The 13,719-nt window shown below is 70.9% G+C and carries 16 protein-coding genes and 1 pseudogene; 11 read left to right on the top strand and 6 right to left on the bottom strand.

All coding sequences use genetic code 11. From position 1 onward, the window contains the following. Positions 1–137: 137 nt before the first annotated feature. On the bottom strand, positions 138–635 hold the full coding sequence (locus ACFYOJ_RS06010) for a hypothetical protein (RefSeq protein ID WP_356553268.1): 498 nt from the start codon (positions 633–635) through the stop codon (positions 138–140). Between the two features lie 125 nt (positions 636–760). Between ACFYOJ_RS06010 and ACFYOJ_RS06005 the strand changes: the two genes are divergently transcribed. From ACFYOJ_RS06005 to ACFYOJ_RS05985, 5 genes and pseudogenes are all read left to right on the top strand, one after another. Then, entirely contained in the window at positions 761–1,336 is a 576-nt protein-coding gene (locus ACFYOJ_RS06005; RefSeq protein WP_388596201.1) for a GIY-YIG nuclease family protein, read from the top strand. Between the two features lie 243 nt (positions 1,337–1,579). After that, positions 1,580–1,999, top strand: a pseudogene (locus ACFYOJ_RS06000) (GntR family transcriptional regulator); the annotation flags it as partial. 92 nt (positions 2,000–2,091) lie between these two features. After that, positions 2,092–2,316 (top strand): cold shock domain-containing protein, encoded by a 225-nt coding sequence (locus tag ACFYOJ_RS05995; protein ID WP_356553272.1) that lies wholly within the window; start codon positions 2,092–2,094, stop codon positions 2,314–2,316. A 230-nt stretch (positions 2,317–2,546) separates the two neighbouring features. After that, on the top strand, positions 2,547–2,828 hold the full coding sequence (locus ACFYOJ_RS05990) for a hypothetical protein (RefSeq protein WP_356553274.1): 282 nt from the start codon (positions 2,547–2,549) through the stop codon (positions 2,826–2,828). Further along, a complete protein-coding gene (locus ACFYOJ_RS05985; RefSeq protein ID WP_356553276.1) occupies positions 2,825–3,061 on the top strand; it encodes a hypothetical protein in 237 nt (78 codons plus the stop codon). The genes ACFYOJ_RS05990 and ACFYOJ_RS05985 overlap by 4 nt, the downstream gene beginning before the upstream one ends. A 3-nt stretch (positions 3,062–3,064) precedes the next feature. On the opposite strand, the gene ACFYOJ_RS05980 is transcribed toward ACFYOJ_RS05985, so the two are convergent. The 4 genes from ACFYOJ_RS05980 to phoU form a co-directional block, all read right to left on the bottom strand. Then, on the bottom strand, positions 3,065–4,543 hold the full coding sequence (locus tag ACFYOJ_RS05980; protein WP_356553278.1) for an ATP-binding protein: 1,479 nt from the start codon (positions 4,541–4,543) through the stop codon (positions 3,065–3,067). A 91-nt stretch (positions 4,544–4,634) separates the two neighbouring features. After that, positions 4,635–4,991 (bottom strand): SCO4225 family membrane protein, encoded by a 357-nt coding sequence (locus ACFYOJ_RS05975; protein ID WP_356553280.1) that lies wholly within the window; start codon positions 4,989–4,991, stop codon positions 4,635–4,637. A 211-nt stretch (positions 4,992–5,202) separates the two neighbouring features. Next, positions 5,203–5,358 carry a hypothetical protein gene (locus tag ACFYOJ_RS05970; protein WP_356204421.1) on the bottom strand — a complete coding sequence of 52 codons (156 nt, stop codon included), beginning with the start codon at positions 5,356–5,358 and terminating at the stop codon, positions 5,203–5,205. A 192-nt stretch (positions 5,359–5,550) separates the two neighbouring features. Beyond that, positions 5,551–6,240, bottom strand: coding sequence for a phosphate signaling complex protein PhoU (gene phoU / locus ACFYOJ_RS05965; protein ID WP_356553282.1), 690 nt, complete (start codon positions 6,238–6,240; stop codon positions 5,551–5,553). A gap of 200 nt (positions 6,241–6,440) precedes the next feature. Here phoU and ACFYOJ_RS05960 point away from each other — a divergent pair, with 200 nt between their 5' ends. Continuing rightward, entirely contained in the window at positions 6,441–7,841 is a 1,401-nt protein-coding gene (locus ACFYOJ_RS05960; protein ID WP_356553284.1) for an ATP-binding protein, read from the top strand. Next, positions 7,838–8,518 carry a response regulator transcription factor gene (locus ACFYOJ_RS05955; protein WP_004929857.1) on the top strand — a complete coding sequence of 227 codons (681 nt, stop codon included), beginning with the start codon at positions 7,838–7,840 and terminating at the stop codon, positions 8,516–8,518. The genes ACFYOJ_RS05960 and ACFYOJ_RS05955 overlap by 4 nt, the downstream gene beginning before the upstream one ends. 97 nt (positions 8,519–8,615) lie before the next feature. On the opposite strand, the gene ACFYOJ_RS05950 is transcribed toward ACFYOJ_RS05955, so the two are convergent. After that, the gene (locus tag ACFYOJ_RS05950; protein ID WP_356553286.1) at positions 8,616–9,320 is read right to left on the bottom strand and encodes a DUF461 domain-containing protein; all 705 of its coding nucleotides are present in this window, start codon (positions 9,318–9,320) and stop codon (positions 8,616–8,618) included. Positions 9,321–9,989: 669 nt separating this feature from the next. On the opposite strand from ACFYOJ_RS05950, the gene ACFYOJ_RS05945 reads away from it, so the two are divergent. The 4 genes from ACFYOJ_RS05945 (at position 9,990) to cysS (ending at position 13,689) form a co-directional block, all read left to right on the top strand. Continuing rightward, on the top strand, positions 9,990–10,472 hold the full coding sequence (locus ACFYOJ_RS05945) for a CarD family transcriptional regulator (protein ID WP_003953493.1): 483 nt from the start codon (positions 9,990–9,992) through the stop codon (positions 10,470–10,472). Between the two features lie 315 nt (positions 10,473–10,787). Beyond that, a complete protein-coding gene (gene ispD / locus ACFYOJ_RS05940; RefSeq protein ID WP_356553288.1) occupies positions 10,788–11,564 on the top strand; it encodes a 2-C-methyl-D-erythritol 4-phosphate cytidylyltransferase in 777 nt (258 codons plus the stop codon). Continuing rightward, complete coding sequence (gene ispF, locus ACFYOJ_RS05935; RefSeq protein ID WP_356553290.1) at positions 11,554–12,060, top strand: 2-C-methyl-D-erythritol 2,4-cyclodiphosphate synthase; 507 nt, start codon at positions 11,554–11,556, stop codon at positions 12,058–12,060. The genes ispD and ispF overlap by 11 nt, the downstream gene beginning before the upstream one ends. 228 nt (positions 12,061–12,288) lie before the next feature. Further along, positions 12,289–13,689 (top strand): cysteine--tRNA ligase, encoded by a 1,401-nt coding sequence (cysS, locus tag ACFYOJ_RS05930; RefSeq protein WP_356553292.1) that lies wholly within the window; start codon positions 12,289–12,291, stop codon positions 13,687–13,689. Positions 13,690–13,719: the final 30 nt, after the last annotated feature.

The raw sequence follows: 13,719 nt of genomic DNA, 5'->3' as shown, positions 1-13,719 counted from the left end.
TCAGCCCGCCCCCTTGTGGATACCGCATGTCCCGGTGATACCGCACAGTCGACAAGCCGTCAGCCCCTACGACTCCACGAGTTCAACATCAGTAACCGGAGGGGTTCTGCAGATGCCAGCGCTCCACCCCACCCTATTCATGCGGACTCGACGTCTACGGTGTAGCCCCCCGGCGAACATGAAGACGCATCCCCGGGAGTAGGGTTTCTCAAAGTAATCCTGACTGGTTCTTCTGATAGCTCCACGGTGCGGCCCTGCCAGTCGCTGATGTCGTACGGCCCTCCGACCACCGTCACCACCGCGTCCACGTATGTTTCGGCGGTCAGGCCGATGCGTATGTCACCCCTTGCGGTGCAGGAGATCACAGCCTCACCTGCCACAGTCCTGTCTGGGAGGAGGTGGTGGGGCAGCTCGAACGAAATCGTCTGCGGATCAGAGAAGAGAGGGGTGAGGTCCGTGTTTCGCTCGGTGTCCAGGTCTGGAAGCGGCCCGCAGATACCATCTACTGCCTGCCTGCAGTGGGATACGGTGCCTGCCTTCTCCTTCTCTTTCGCGTCGGACAGCACGGTATAGAAGACCGCCCCAGCACACAGTAAGCAGAGTGGGCCTAGCCACTTCAATACCCTCATGTCCATGCCCTCATTGTCGGCGGAGATGAGCAACTCGGTCTCTGCTGTCCATAGATCACTTGAACGTCCCGAGCTGATGTCACGCAGGCGCAGGCCAGGAACATTCTGTCAGCGGCAACCAGTAGTCTGCGATGATCAGCCGTCGCGTGCCTGGAGATGCCGTGGAAGCTACCGCTCTCGTCAGTCCCGATCGGTTGTGGTCGGCGCAGGAGGTCTTGGTGCGTCCGAGCCCTGTCCCGGCGGCGGCAGGGGTCTACGGGTGGCACTTCGAGCAACCACCCCATCCGGACCTGGACGTCGGGCGTCTGCTCTATGTCGGCATAGCCCCGCGGTACATGGCGAACCGGACCAGCACGCAAAACCTACGCAAGCGGGTGCGCTACCACTACCGGGGCAACGCGGCCGGCTCGACCCTGCGGCTCACCCTCGGCTGTCTGCTCGGACTCGAGCTGCGCCGCGTGGGCAGCGGCAAGCGGATGACCTTCGGCAAGGCCGGCGAAGCCACCCTGAGCCAGTGGATGGCGGACAACGCGCAAGTCTGCTGGATCGAGCGGAGCGAACCTTGGGACCTGGAGTCACAGCTCATCTCCCAGCTCGACCTACCACTGAACCTCGACCAGAACCGTCACAACGCGTTCCACACCCGCCTGAAGGAGCTACGGGCCCAAGCACGCCAGCGAGCGCGGGAGCTGCCGATCAGCTCGTAGTCCTGGCCGACGGGTCGTTGTCTGGGCCGTCCCTGGGCCGTCTGAGGCTGCTCGGCAGCGACTAATGACGACCACCAGGCGCACGAACCCGCCGCCCCTGACCAGCAAAAACCCAGCTCACCAAGATCCCCGGCAAGACCCAGGGCAAGAAGAAGTAACCAACGCGACACCGGCAAGCCCCCGTTCTGCGGTTTCCCCGCAGGACGGGGGCTTCTTGGCGGCCTGGGCCGACACCTGTTTGTGGTCATCGTGTCCGAGGAGGCCGCGCCCGACCACGTCGGCACGGTCCTGGGACTGGCCGGTGAGGAGACGGTGTGCGTGAGGCGTCGGCGCTTCGTCCTGGACGCCAAGCCCGTCCTGCTCGCGACGAGTTACCTGCCCCTGTCCCTGGTCGCGGGCTCTGCGATCACGCGGGAGGACACCGGGCCGGGCGGAACGTACGCCAGGCTCGCCGAACTCGGCCACAAGCCGGTGCACTTCCGTGAAGAGATCCGCTCCCGTATGCCGTCGAAGGACGAGGCGGCGCAGTTGAGCATGTCCGCGGGCACACCAGTCATCCTCGTCTGCCGCACCGCGTTCACGGGCGAGGGCCGCCCCGTCGAGGTCAACGAGATGACCCTGGACGCCGCTTCGTACATCCTGGAGTACGACTTCGATGCCTGAGCCGGACAGCCCGCCCGGAGTTCCGGGGCTCAAGCCGGTACTTCTGCGGCCGGGCACATGACTTGGCCGACGGCTGCCTTAGAGTTCCCCTCATGGTGGCTGCGATCGTCCGCGAGTGGGACGACGAAGAAGGGTGGGGCATGCTCGACTCCCCCGAGACCCCCGGTGGCTGCTTCGGCCACTTCTCCGACATCCAGGCGACCGGTTTCCGCACCCTGACGCCCGGACAGCACGTGGACCTCACGTGGGAGGCCCCCGGCTTCAAGCAGGACGGATACGACTACCGCGCGGTGAGCATCGTGCCCCGGCCTGCCTGACGTCCACGTCCGTCACCGGTGACGGCGTACGCCCACGGTCCCCGGTGACGGTGACGGTTGCCAGGGACGTCACCCGGCCCGGATGCCGCGGCACCCCGGGCAGCCCGAGCGTGCCGCCCGGGGTGCCGTGCGAGTCGGCGACCGGTGCGCGGACACGGCGCGGCCGGAGGAGGACCGCTGCCGAGGTCGCCCCTTCCGGGCGGGGGGTCGGTCTCCGTAGCGTCCTGTGCGTGTACTTCGACGACGAGCCGATGCTCAGGCGAAGCAAGTGGGGCACGAGCCGCTACACGTACAACCCGCGGAATCCCGTCGGCTTCGCCCTGATCGTCATCTCCCTCGTCCTGGGCGGGACCATGATGCTGCTCATGCACTTCCGCGCGGGACCGTTCGCGTCGCCCGAGGAACGGACCCCCGCGCCGGTGAGCACGCCGGACCACCCACGCTTCCTGCCGCCGGCCGACGACGGCCTCCCGTCGGAACCGCCGTCGGACGCGTGGAGCGACGGCCCGTGAGCGGACGGAACCCAGCGGCCCCGGCCCGTCCCCTCGAAGATGCGGGAGAACAGCGGCTCGTCCCGGACACGGTCGGCCATGGCGGCGAGGTGGATGCTCCCGGCCGCGCTCACGTCTCGGCGCTCGGCGCGCTCGGCGGCTTCCCTGATGATCGCCGGGACCTCGGAGTCCGCGTAGACATTCACGCACTCCAGGCCGGCTTCGGCGTGAACGCCGACGAGGAACAGCCGTGAAGGTCAGGCCCCGTCCCCGCCGTACAGCAGCGGCAGGCCGATGAGCTGGACGTCCGGTGAAGAGGCCGCGGCGTGACGGGCCTTGGTGTTGAAGTCGGCGCCGGTGAAGCAGAGGAGCCGGGTGCGGCTGGTGTCGTAGCGGCCGGTGCGGGCGATGACGTCCCGGATGTGACGCAGGCGGTCGATGTGGGCGATGCCCATCGTGTCGTTCCACTTGGCCTCACCGATCGCCAGCAGCGGGGGTTTCGAACCGTCGGCCACGCCGACGACGGCGACGTCGACCTCGTGGGACGTCCTCGTCGACGGGTCGCTGACGACACCTCGGCCGACGTGCGCGGGGAGACCCCCGAGCAGGTCGGGGTCGGCGTGGTGCAGGGCCCACTCGCGGCAGACCTGTTCGAAGTGGGGTCCGAGGACGTTGGCCGTGAAGCGACGTCGGCTGGCCTGCCAGACGCGGGCTGCGTTGCCGGGTCGCTCGAGCTGGGGCCAGACCGGGCGCATCACCGCGTGGTGAAAGGCGATCAGGGGCTCGGCGATGCGGTAGGTGGAGCGGTTGGTGCGGAACGCGTCCGCCTCCCGCTGGAGGAGTCCGGCGTCCTCCAGGACGTTGATGGGGTGGGCGATGTCGGTGGCCTTGCGTTCCAGGTAGCCGGCCATGCCGCCGCGCGTGGTGTTGCCCTCGGCGACCGCGCCGAGCACGGAGAGGTAGAGCGCGGTGTCGCGGAGGTCGGGTTCCTCGGCGAGCAGGTAGCGGGCTTCGCGGAAGAGCGGGGTCTCCGGATTCAGCACGGTGCGGACGACCCAGTCGTCGAAGTCCTCCGGCCCGGACGGGCTGTCGCCGCGCGCGAACTCCCGGCGGTAGGCCGGGGTGCCGCCGACGACCGCGTGCACCTGCAGGGCGAGACGGGGGTCGTCGATGCCCCAGAACTCGGCTGCCAGCCGGTGGTCCAAGGGGCGGACCACCAGCTCCAGGCCCGCCCGCCCGCGCAGGGGCGCGTTTCCGGACAGCAGTCCGCCCATGAACGACAGGGCGGAACCGCAGAGCAGCAGCCGTGTCCGTGAGCCGGTGCGCTGTTCCCGCAGGGGCCGGAACGCGTTCTGGACGATCGACGGCAGCTCCGGGTTGGCCTTGGCCAGGTAGGGGAACTCGTCGATCACGACCGGCACCGGCCGTGCGGTCCCGAGCGCCAGCAGCGCGTCCATCGCTTCGTGCCAGTCGGCGAAGTGGTATGGGCTGTGCGGCCGGACGTGTGCGGTGAGGGCCGAGCTCAGCCGACGCAGGGACTCGGCGTCGGCGGCCTCCGTCGCGCCGAAGTAGAAGCCGCCCGCCGCTTCGCAGGCCGCCTCCAGCAGGAAGGTCTTCCCCTGGCGCCTCCTGCCGGAGACCACGCCCAGGGTGGCCCCCGGCTGGGGGTCGGTGATGAACCGGGTCAGAGCCGCCCACTCGTAGTCGCGGTCGAACATGTCGGCAGGCTTCTTCACGTTCACGCGCACCTCAGGAGGAGAAATATGTAGGGGTACGTTTCTATCAACTGTAGCCCTACAAATTGCACCAGGGGCGGTACGGACGTCCTCAGCCCACCGTCGGTGCGTGGTGCCGGCGGCGGCCCCGCAGCGCCTCCAGCATCGCGCCCAGCGCCAGGGACTGGACCAGCGCCGAGAGCGCGATCCCGCCGACGAGGAACCAGGCCGGCGCATCCCCGCCCCAGCCCGCCTCGCCGAGCCACACCACGAAGCCGAAGGCCGGGAAGGTGGCCAGGGCCGGCCAGACCCAGATCAGCGAGGCGTCCGGGCCGGAGCCGAACAGCGTGTCCGCGACGGCGACGAGGACGGCCGCGCCCACCAGGGCGAGGTAGACCGCCGAGGCGCGGTTGGTGAGGGCCAGGCGGGTCAGTGTGCGTATCGGGCCGGTGTGCGTGCTGGCGTTCATCGGAATCTCCCCGTGGGTCGTGGTCCTGTCCCCAGGGTCGGACGGAAGGGCCGGGGCGTCCTGAGTACCCGTACTCAGCCCGGCCCGCCGCCCTGCGCAGACGCCGTACGCAGCAGACGCCGTACGCCGATGTCATGCGTGGACACGCGCGCGCCGTACGGCGCCCGGGGCGGGCCCGGGTGCCGTACGGCGTCGTCGTGTCACCGCGGCGTCAGCCGCACTGGCAGGGGTTGCCCGACTGGCAGCCGCAGCCGCAGCCCGAACCGCAGCCGCAGGCGGCGATCAGGGGCAGGCTGCGCAGGTCGGCGGGTTGCTCGGTCTGCCGCTCCTGCGCGGGATCGGGCGTCGTGCCGGGGGATTCGGCCATGGGTCCCTCCTCGAGGCTGGTGCCTGAGCCCATTGGACGCCCGGGACCCCGGTCGCATCAACGGCGCACTGAGGCGCTCACGCGCGCCCCCGGGCCGCCGTCCGACGTCCCCGGGCCGCCGTCCGACGTGCCCAGGCCCGGCCGGCGGACCCCAGGCCCGGCCGGCCGCCCCGGCACCGCCCGGCCCGCCCGTCAGACCCCCTCCACCCCCGTCACCGGCTGGATGTCCGCCTGGAGTTCGTCCGCGTGCTCGCCCGTGACCAGGTAGACCACCCGCTTGGCGACCGCGACCGCGTGGTCGGCGTAGCGCTCGTAGTAGCGGCCGAGCAGGGTGACGTCCACGGCCGTCTCGATGCCGTGCTTCCACTTGTCGTCCAGCAGGTGCTGGAAGAGCGTGCGGTGCAGCAGGTCCATCGCGTCGTCGTCCTGCTCCAGCTGGAGCGCCAGGTCCACGTCCTTGGTGATGATGACCTCGGCCGCCTTCGCCATCAGGCGCTGCGCGAGCTGGCCCATCTCCAGGATCGTGGCGTGCAGGTCGTGCGGGACCGCGATCGCCGGGTAGCGCAGGCGGGCCAGCTTGGCCACGTGCTGGGCCAGGTCGCCCGAGCGCTCCAGGTCGGCCGACATCCGCAGCGAGGTGACGACGATGCGCAGGTCCGTGGCCACCGGCTGCTGCCGGGCCAGCAGCGCTATCGCCTTCGCCTCCAGGTCGTGCTGGAGCTCGTCGACCTTCTGGTCGCCCTCGATCACGTGCTCGGCCAGCTTCAGATCGGAGTCGAGGATGGCGGTCGTGGCGCGCCCGATCGCCGAGCCGACCAGCCGGGCCATCTCCACCAGACCGTCACCGATCGAGTCCAGTTCCTCGTGGTACGCGTCCCGCATCAGGTTCCCTCTCGTACGTCCTAGGAAGGGGCTCGAACCCCTGCCGCACCCCCACGCTTACACGTTCCGGCCCGTACGCGTCCGGTTCCGGCACCACAAATGAACCATCCCTGGCTCCAAGGTGAACTCTGGGCGACGAGTGTTCGAGCTCGCACCCCGATGGCTGGGGCGGGGTGGTGCGGCGTGCCTAACCTGGACGCATGGACGTGAACGCGGCGGTCGCCGCATCGGCAGCGATCTCCGGAGTGCTCACCGGTGTCATCGCCATGCTGGCGTTCCGCTGGAGCGAGCGCGACCAGAAGCGACCCACCCGCACCTCCCTGCACACCGATCCCGTGCTCCCGCCCGGCGTGGACACGGTGCTGTCCGTGCTGCGGTCCTCCGCGGTCGTCCTCGACGAGGCCGACGCCGTGGTGAAGGCCAGTTCGGCGGCGTACGCCCTCGGCCTGGTCCGGGGCGGCAGGCTCGCCGTCGACTCGATGCTGCAGATGGCCCGGGACACGCGGCGGGACGGGGAGATACGGCAGGTCGAGCTGGACCTGCCGCGGCGGGGCACGGGGCGCGGCGAGGCCCTCGCCGTGTCCGCACGCGTCGCGCCCCTCGGTTCCCGGCTGGTGCTGCTGCTGGTCGAGGACCTCACCGAGGCCCGCCGCATCGAGGCCGTACGGCGTGACTTCGTCGCCAACGTGAGCCACGAGCTGAAGACGCCGGTCGGCGCGCTCTCCCTGCTGTCCGAGGCCGTCATGGACGCCTCGGACGACCCGGAGGCCGTGATGCGGTTCGCCGGGCGCATGCAGATCGAGGCGACCCGGCTGACCAACCTGGTGCAGGAGCTCATCGACCTGTCCCGGGTCCAGAACGACGACCCCCTCGACGACGCCGAGCCCGTCCCGGTGGACGAGCTGATCGCCGAGGCCATCGACCGCTGCCGGCAGGCGGCCGGCACCAAGCAGATCACCATGGCCGCCTCGATCGGGGGACCCGCCGGGCCTTCGCACGAGGGCGGTGGCGGGCGACGGGAGGGCACGGCGGACCTGTACGTGCGCGGCAACCGCGGCCAGCTCGCCGCGGCCCTCGGCAACCTCGTCGAGAACGCCGTCAACTACTCGCCCGCCCGCACCCGCGTCGGCATCGCGGCCCGCCGCGTCGGCGCCCCCGGCGGCGACCTGATCGAGATCGCCGTGACCGACCAGGGCATCGGCATCTCCGAGAAGGACAAGGAGCGCGTCTTCGAGCGCTTCTACCGCGTCGACCCGGCCCGTTCCCGGGCCACCGGAGGCACCGGCCTGGGTCTGGCGATCGTCAAGCACGTGGTCGCCTCGCACGGCGGGGAGGTCACGGTGTGGAGCGCCGAAGGCCAGGGCTCCACGTTCACCCTTCGGCTGCCGGAGGCGGGCGCCGCCCGCGACCGCGCAGCCCGGCGGACGGCCCGGTCCTCCGACACCGGCCCCGCGGACCAGGAGGAACGGACGGACCCGGGACGCGAGGAGCACGGCGAACCCGCCGGCGACGGACGGACCGCCCCCGCCGATCCTTCCGCACCCCCATCCTCATCCACATCCCCATACGCATCGCTTCCCGCTCCGGAGGTCCTTCCGTGACCCGTGTGCTCGTCGTCGAGGACGAGGAGTCCTTCTCCGACGCCCTGTCCTACATGCTCCGCAAGGAGGGCTTCGAGGTCGCCGTGGCGACCACAGGGCCCGACGGCCTCGACGAGTTCGAGCGCAACGGCGCCGACCTCGTCCTCCTCGACCTGATGCTGCCCGGCCTGCCGGGCACCGAGGTCTGCCGCCAGCTGCGCGGCCGCTCCAACGTTCCCGTGATCATGGTGACCGCCAAGGACAGCGAGATCGACAAGGTCGTCGGACTGGAGATAGGGGCCGACGACTACGTCACCAAGCCCTTCTCCTCCCGCGAGCTGGTCGCCCGTATCCGCGCCGTGCTGCGCCGCCGCGGCGAGCCCGAGGAGGTCACCCCCGCCGCGCTGGAGGCCGGGCCCGTCCGCATGGACGTCGACCGGCACGTGGTGACCGTCGGCGGCACCAAGGTCGACCTGCCGCTGAAGGAGTTCGACCTGCTGGAGATGCTGCTGCGCAACGCCGGCCGCGTGCTGACCCGCATGCAGCTGATCGACCGGGTCTGGGGCGCCGACTACGTCGGTGACACCAAGACCCTGGACGTCCACGTCAAGCGGCTGCGCGCCAAGATCGAGCCCGACCCGGGCGCGCCGCGCTACCTGGTGACGGTGCGGGGTCTGGGCTACAAGTTCGAGCCGTAGCCGGACCGGCCCCACGGGCCTCCCGGTACGCACGACGAAGGGCGGGACTCCCTCGGGAGCCCCGCCCTTCGCGCGGTACGGATCGGGGGACGGCGGCTCAGTGGCCGGCCGTCTCCTCCTGCCCGGCGGCGCCGGTCTCCGAGCCGGGCGCGTCCGGGCCCGCCGAGGACGCGTCGCCCTCGGCACCGTCGGCGGCCGAGGAGCCGTCCGCCGGTGCGCCGGAGGACTCGCCGTCGGCGGGCTCCCCGGAGGCGCCCGGGGACGGCTTCGCCGACGCGCCCGGCGTCGACGGGACGTCGGAGGGGCCCCACGAGGAGAAGTAGCTCTCGGCCGGGACGACGAACGCGCGCAGCTTCACGTCACCGGTCTTGCTGAGGGAGAAGACGACCTCCTGCGCGTTGCCGTCCTGGACGGCCTCGCGGCCGGCGGTCAGCACGGCGGAGGCGTTGTCCTTGCCGCCGAGGAGCAGGGAGCCGCCGGCCGGGACGGTGAGGTCCTTGCCGCCCTTGGCGGGCTTCAGCTCGGCGGACTTGCCCGCCACGGTGACGGATTCCAGCGTCTGGTCGGTCGTCCCGCCGTTGAACAGCATGGCGGAGACCACGGCCGGGCCGGTCGCCTTCGGGTCTGGCTGGGTGATGACGAGCGCGTTCTGGATCTTGATGTCGCCGACGGTGGTGGCCGCGTTGTCCGGCTTGATCTCCAGCGTCTGGGCGTTGTGACCGGCACCGCACGCGGCGAGCGAGGCGATCGAGAACGCGATGGCGGCGGCGGCGAGGGCACCGCGTCGAAGGCTGCTGCTCACGGCGGCGGCAACTCCTTGGACTCGAGCGAGGCGGCGGCAACGGATAAAGCCGCCCTAAGAGACTGTCAGCGGCCTCAGGTTACCGAGCCGGTCCCGTGCCGCCACACCCGACCCTCCCCGAAGGGGTGCGGCTTCGCGCGGCGGACGGCGGACGGCGGACGGCGACCACGAGGCCGTCGGCCGCGTCCGCGCCCTCGATGGCACCACCGGCATCACGCGTCACATTGGTGCACCCACTCGTCTGCCATTCGGATAAGAAGCCGCACCAAACGGGTGGTGCGCCGGCGTGGGAATTTTCCGTGAAGGAATGCGCGGACGTCCGGAGAATTGATCACCGGGCGGACCGGCCCCGAGGTGTCCGTGATCAATTCCGGATTCGGCCGGAACCCCGCACGGGACTCCGAACGGAGTAACGGAAGTCGCACACGCGGAACCGGCCATATGGGATCTTTCGGGCGTCTCGAGGGGGCTGCCGGCGTGCGTGACGTGCGTGTTTCGCCCGCCCCGAAGAGCCGCTCCGACCTGCGAATACCGCCTTCCGCTCACCCGGCGAAGCACGTTCCTGTTGCTGTTGTCAAGCCCCGAGATATGCCCTGACCTGCGAAAACGCCATTCAGAAGACGCCGTATCCGTGTTACCCTGGATAGCCACGGAAGGGGTACCTGTCACATGACGTTCAAGGTTGGCGACACCGTGGTCTATCCCCATCACGGGGCCGCGCTGATCGAGGCTATCGAAACTCGCCAGATCAAAGGCGTGGACAAGACCTACTTGGTGCTGAAGGTCGCCCAGGGTGACCTGACGGTACGTGTGCCAGCGGACAATGCGGAGTTCGTCGGCGTGCGTGATGTGGTCGGTCAGGACGGACTCGACCGGGTCTTCGAGGTGCTGCGCGCGCCGTACGCCGAGGAGCCCACGAACTGGTCGCGTCGTTACAAGGCAAACCTGGAGAAGCTCGCCTCCGGCGACGTCATCAAGGTCGCGGAAGTCGTGCGCGACCTGTGGCGGCGCGAGCGCGAGCGCGGACTCTCCGCAGGTGAGAAGCGCATGCTCGCCAAGGCCCGCCAGATCCTGGTGAGCGAGCTGGCCCTCGCGGAGAACACCAACGAGGACAAGGCGGAAGCCCTGCTCGACGAGGTGCTCGCCTCCTGATCCGAGGCGCAGCCCGCTGCCCGCTCGGTTCAGCGCACTGAAATGCCGCGGTGCCCGATGACATCCTTGCTGTCGCCGGGCGCTGCGGCATGTTCGTACCCGGACACCCGGTCACTCGTACACGAAGACGTCCGGGGATCCGGTACCCGGATTCGTCCCCTGACGCACATCCCGGGGAGAATTCCCCCGGTCCTGGCGTGCCGGGCCCGGGCAGCAGGCTCGACCGGGGTCACGGAAGGGTCCGGTCAAGACGTCGCGCCCGGCACGGTGAGGCCATACCCAACTAGGTCGAGCACACAAACCTGACAGGAACCGATGTCCGACGAATCGCGTCCCTCGCCCGCCCAGACCCCGCCCGACGCCCGTACGACCATGCGGACCGCGGCCGTGATCCCGGCCGCCGGCCGCGGCGTACGCCTCGGTCCCGGTGCCCCCAAGGCCCTGCGCTCCCTGGGCGGCACGCCCATGCTCGTCCACGCGGTCCGCGCGATGGCCGCCTCCCGCGCGGTCTCCCTCGTCGTCGTCGTGGCCCCGCCCGACGGCGCCGCCGAGGTCAGGAGCCTTCTCGACGCGCACGCCCTGCCCGAGAGGACCGACTTTCTCGTCGTGCCGGGCGGCGGGACACGGCAGGAGTCCGTACGGCTCGGCCTGGACGCGCTGCCCCCCGAGTACGACATCGTCCTCGTCCACGACGCGGCGCGGCCGCTGGTGCCGGTGGACACGGTGGACGCCGTCATCGACGCCGTACGGGAGGGCGCGCCCGCGGTCGTGCCGGCGCTGCCGCTCGCCGACACCGTCAAGCAGGTCGAACCGGCGCAGGTGCCGGGCGGGCCGGAGCCGGTGGTGGCGACGCCGGAACGGGCCCGGCTGCGCGCGGTGCAGACACCGCAGGGCTTCGACCGGGCCACGCTGGTGCGGGCCCACGCGACGGTGACCGGCGACGTCACCGACGACGCGAGCATGGTCGAGCGGCTGGGACCGACGGTGGTGGTCGTGCCGGGGCACGAGGAGGCGTTCAAGGTGACGCGACCCCTCGACCTGGTGCTGGCGGAGGCGGTCCTGGCGCGCAGGAGGCTCAACGATGGCTTCTGAGACGGACGTTCACGCGGCGCCGCTGCCGCAGGTCGGGATCGGCACCGACATCCACGCGTTCGAGGACGGGCGCGAGCTGTGGTGCGCGGGACTGAAGTGGGAGGGCGAGGGGTCCGGGCTCGCCGGGCACTCCGACGCGGACGTCGTCGCGCACGCGGCGTGCAACGCGCTGTTCTCGGCGGCCGGACTCGGGGACCTCGGGCAGCACTTCGGCACCGGGCGGCCGGAGTGGTCCGGGGCGTCGGGGGTGGCTCTGCTCACCGAGGCCGCGCGGATCGTGCGGGCGGCGGGCTTCCGGATCGGGAACGTCGCGGTGCAGGTCGTCGGGCCGAGGCCGAAGATCGGGAAGCGGCGGGACGAGGCGCAGAAGGTGCTGTCGGAGGCGGCGGGAGCGCCGGTGTCGGTGTCCGGGGCGACGACGGACGGACTGGGGTTCCCCGGACGGGGGGAGGGGCTGATGGCGGTCGCCACGGCGCTGGTGGTCCGGACGGGCTGAACGGGGGGTGCCGCCCCGCACCCCGCCGGGGGTTCCGCCCCGCACCCCGCCGGGGTTCCGCCCCTGGACCCCGGCCCGCGCCCACCCACCACCCGACCCGCCCGGCCGGGCAGTGGCCCTCGCCGTCCGGCCCGCCCGGCCGGGCAGCGGCCCTCGGTTCCGGGCCCGGTCCGGTGACAACGCGGACGGAGGCCCGTGGCACTGGTCGGGGGCCACTACCCTGGAGGCGTGACTATTCGGCTGTACGACACCAGCGCCCGGCAGATCCGTGACTTCGCCCCCCTCACGCCCGGGTGTGTCTCGATCTACCTGTGTGGCGCGACCGTGCAGGCCGCCCCGCACATCGGGCACATCCGCTCGGGGCTGAACTTCGACATCATGCGCCGCTGGTTCGCCCACCGCGGCTACGACGTCACGTTCATCCGCAACGTCACCGACATCGACGACAAGATCATCAAGAAGAGCGCGGAGCAGAACCGCCCCTGGTGGTCCATCGGGTACGAGAACGAGCGGGCGTTCAACGACGCCTACGACGCCCTCGGCTGCCTGCCGCCCACCTACGAGCCGCGCGCCACCGGCCACATCACCGAGATGGTCGAGATGATGCGCGGCCTCATCGAGCGCGGCCACGCCTACGAGGCCGAGGGCAACGTCTACTTCGACGTACGGTCCCTGCCCGGGTACCTGTCGCTGTCCAACCAGGACCTCGACGAGCTGCGCCAGCCCTCCGGGGAGGGCGAGACCGGCAAGCGGGACCCGCGGGACTTCGCCATGTGGAAGGCGGCCAAGCCCGGGGAGCCGAGCTGGGAGACGCCCTGGGGACGCGGGCGGCCCGGCTGGCACCTGGAGTGCTCCGCCATGGCGCACAAGTACCTGGGGAGCGAGTTCGACATCCACGGGGGCGGGATCGACCTGATCTTCCCGCACCACGAGAACGAGATCGCGCAGGCCGAGGGCTTCGGCGACGCCTTCGCCCGGTACTGGGTGCACAACGCCTGGGTCACCATGAGCGGCGAGAAGATGTCCAAGTCGCTCGGCAACAGCGTGCTCGTCAGCGAGATGGTGAAGAAGTGGCGCCCGGTCGTGCTGCGGTACTACCTCGGCACGCCGCACTACCGCTCCACCATCGAGTACAGCGAGGAGGCCCTGCGCGAGGCCGAGTCGGCGTACGCGCGGATCGAGGGCTTCGTGCAGCGCGTCACCGAGCTGGCCGGCCGGACCGTCGAGCCCGCCGCCGAGGTGCCGCCCGCCTTCGCCGAGGCGATGGACGACGACCTGGGCGTCCCCCAGGCCCTCGCCGTCGTGCACACCACCGTCCGGCAGGGCAACAGCGCGCTGGCCGCCGACGACAAGGAGGCCGCCGTCGCCCGCCTCGCCGAGGTCCGCGCCATGCTCGGCGTGCTCGGCCTCGACCCGCAGGACCCGCACTGGGCCGGCGAGCGCGAACAGGGCGAGGACCTGCACGACGTCGTCGACAGCCTCGTACACCTGGTCCTCGACCAGCGCGAGGCCGCCCGGGCGCGGAAGGACTGGTCCACCGCCGACGCCATCCGCGACCGGCTGAAGGCGTCGGGGCTCGTCATCGAGGACAGCCCGCAGGGACCGCGCTGGAGCCTCGGCACCCGCTGAGCCCCACCGGTCACGGAAGATCAAGTGTGC

The sequence above is a fragment of the Streptomyces sp. NPDC006384 genome, assembly GCF_042870695.1.
Lineage (GTDB): Bacteria > Actinomycetota > Actinomycetes > Streptomycetales > Streptomycetaceae > Streptomyces.
This window is presented reverse-complemented; position numbering and strand designations above follow the sequence as displayed.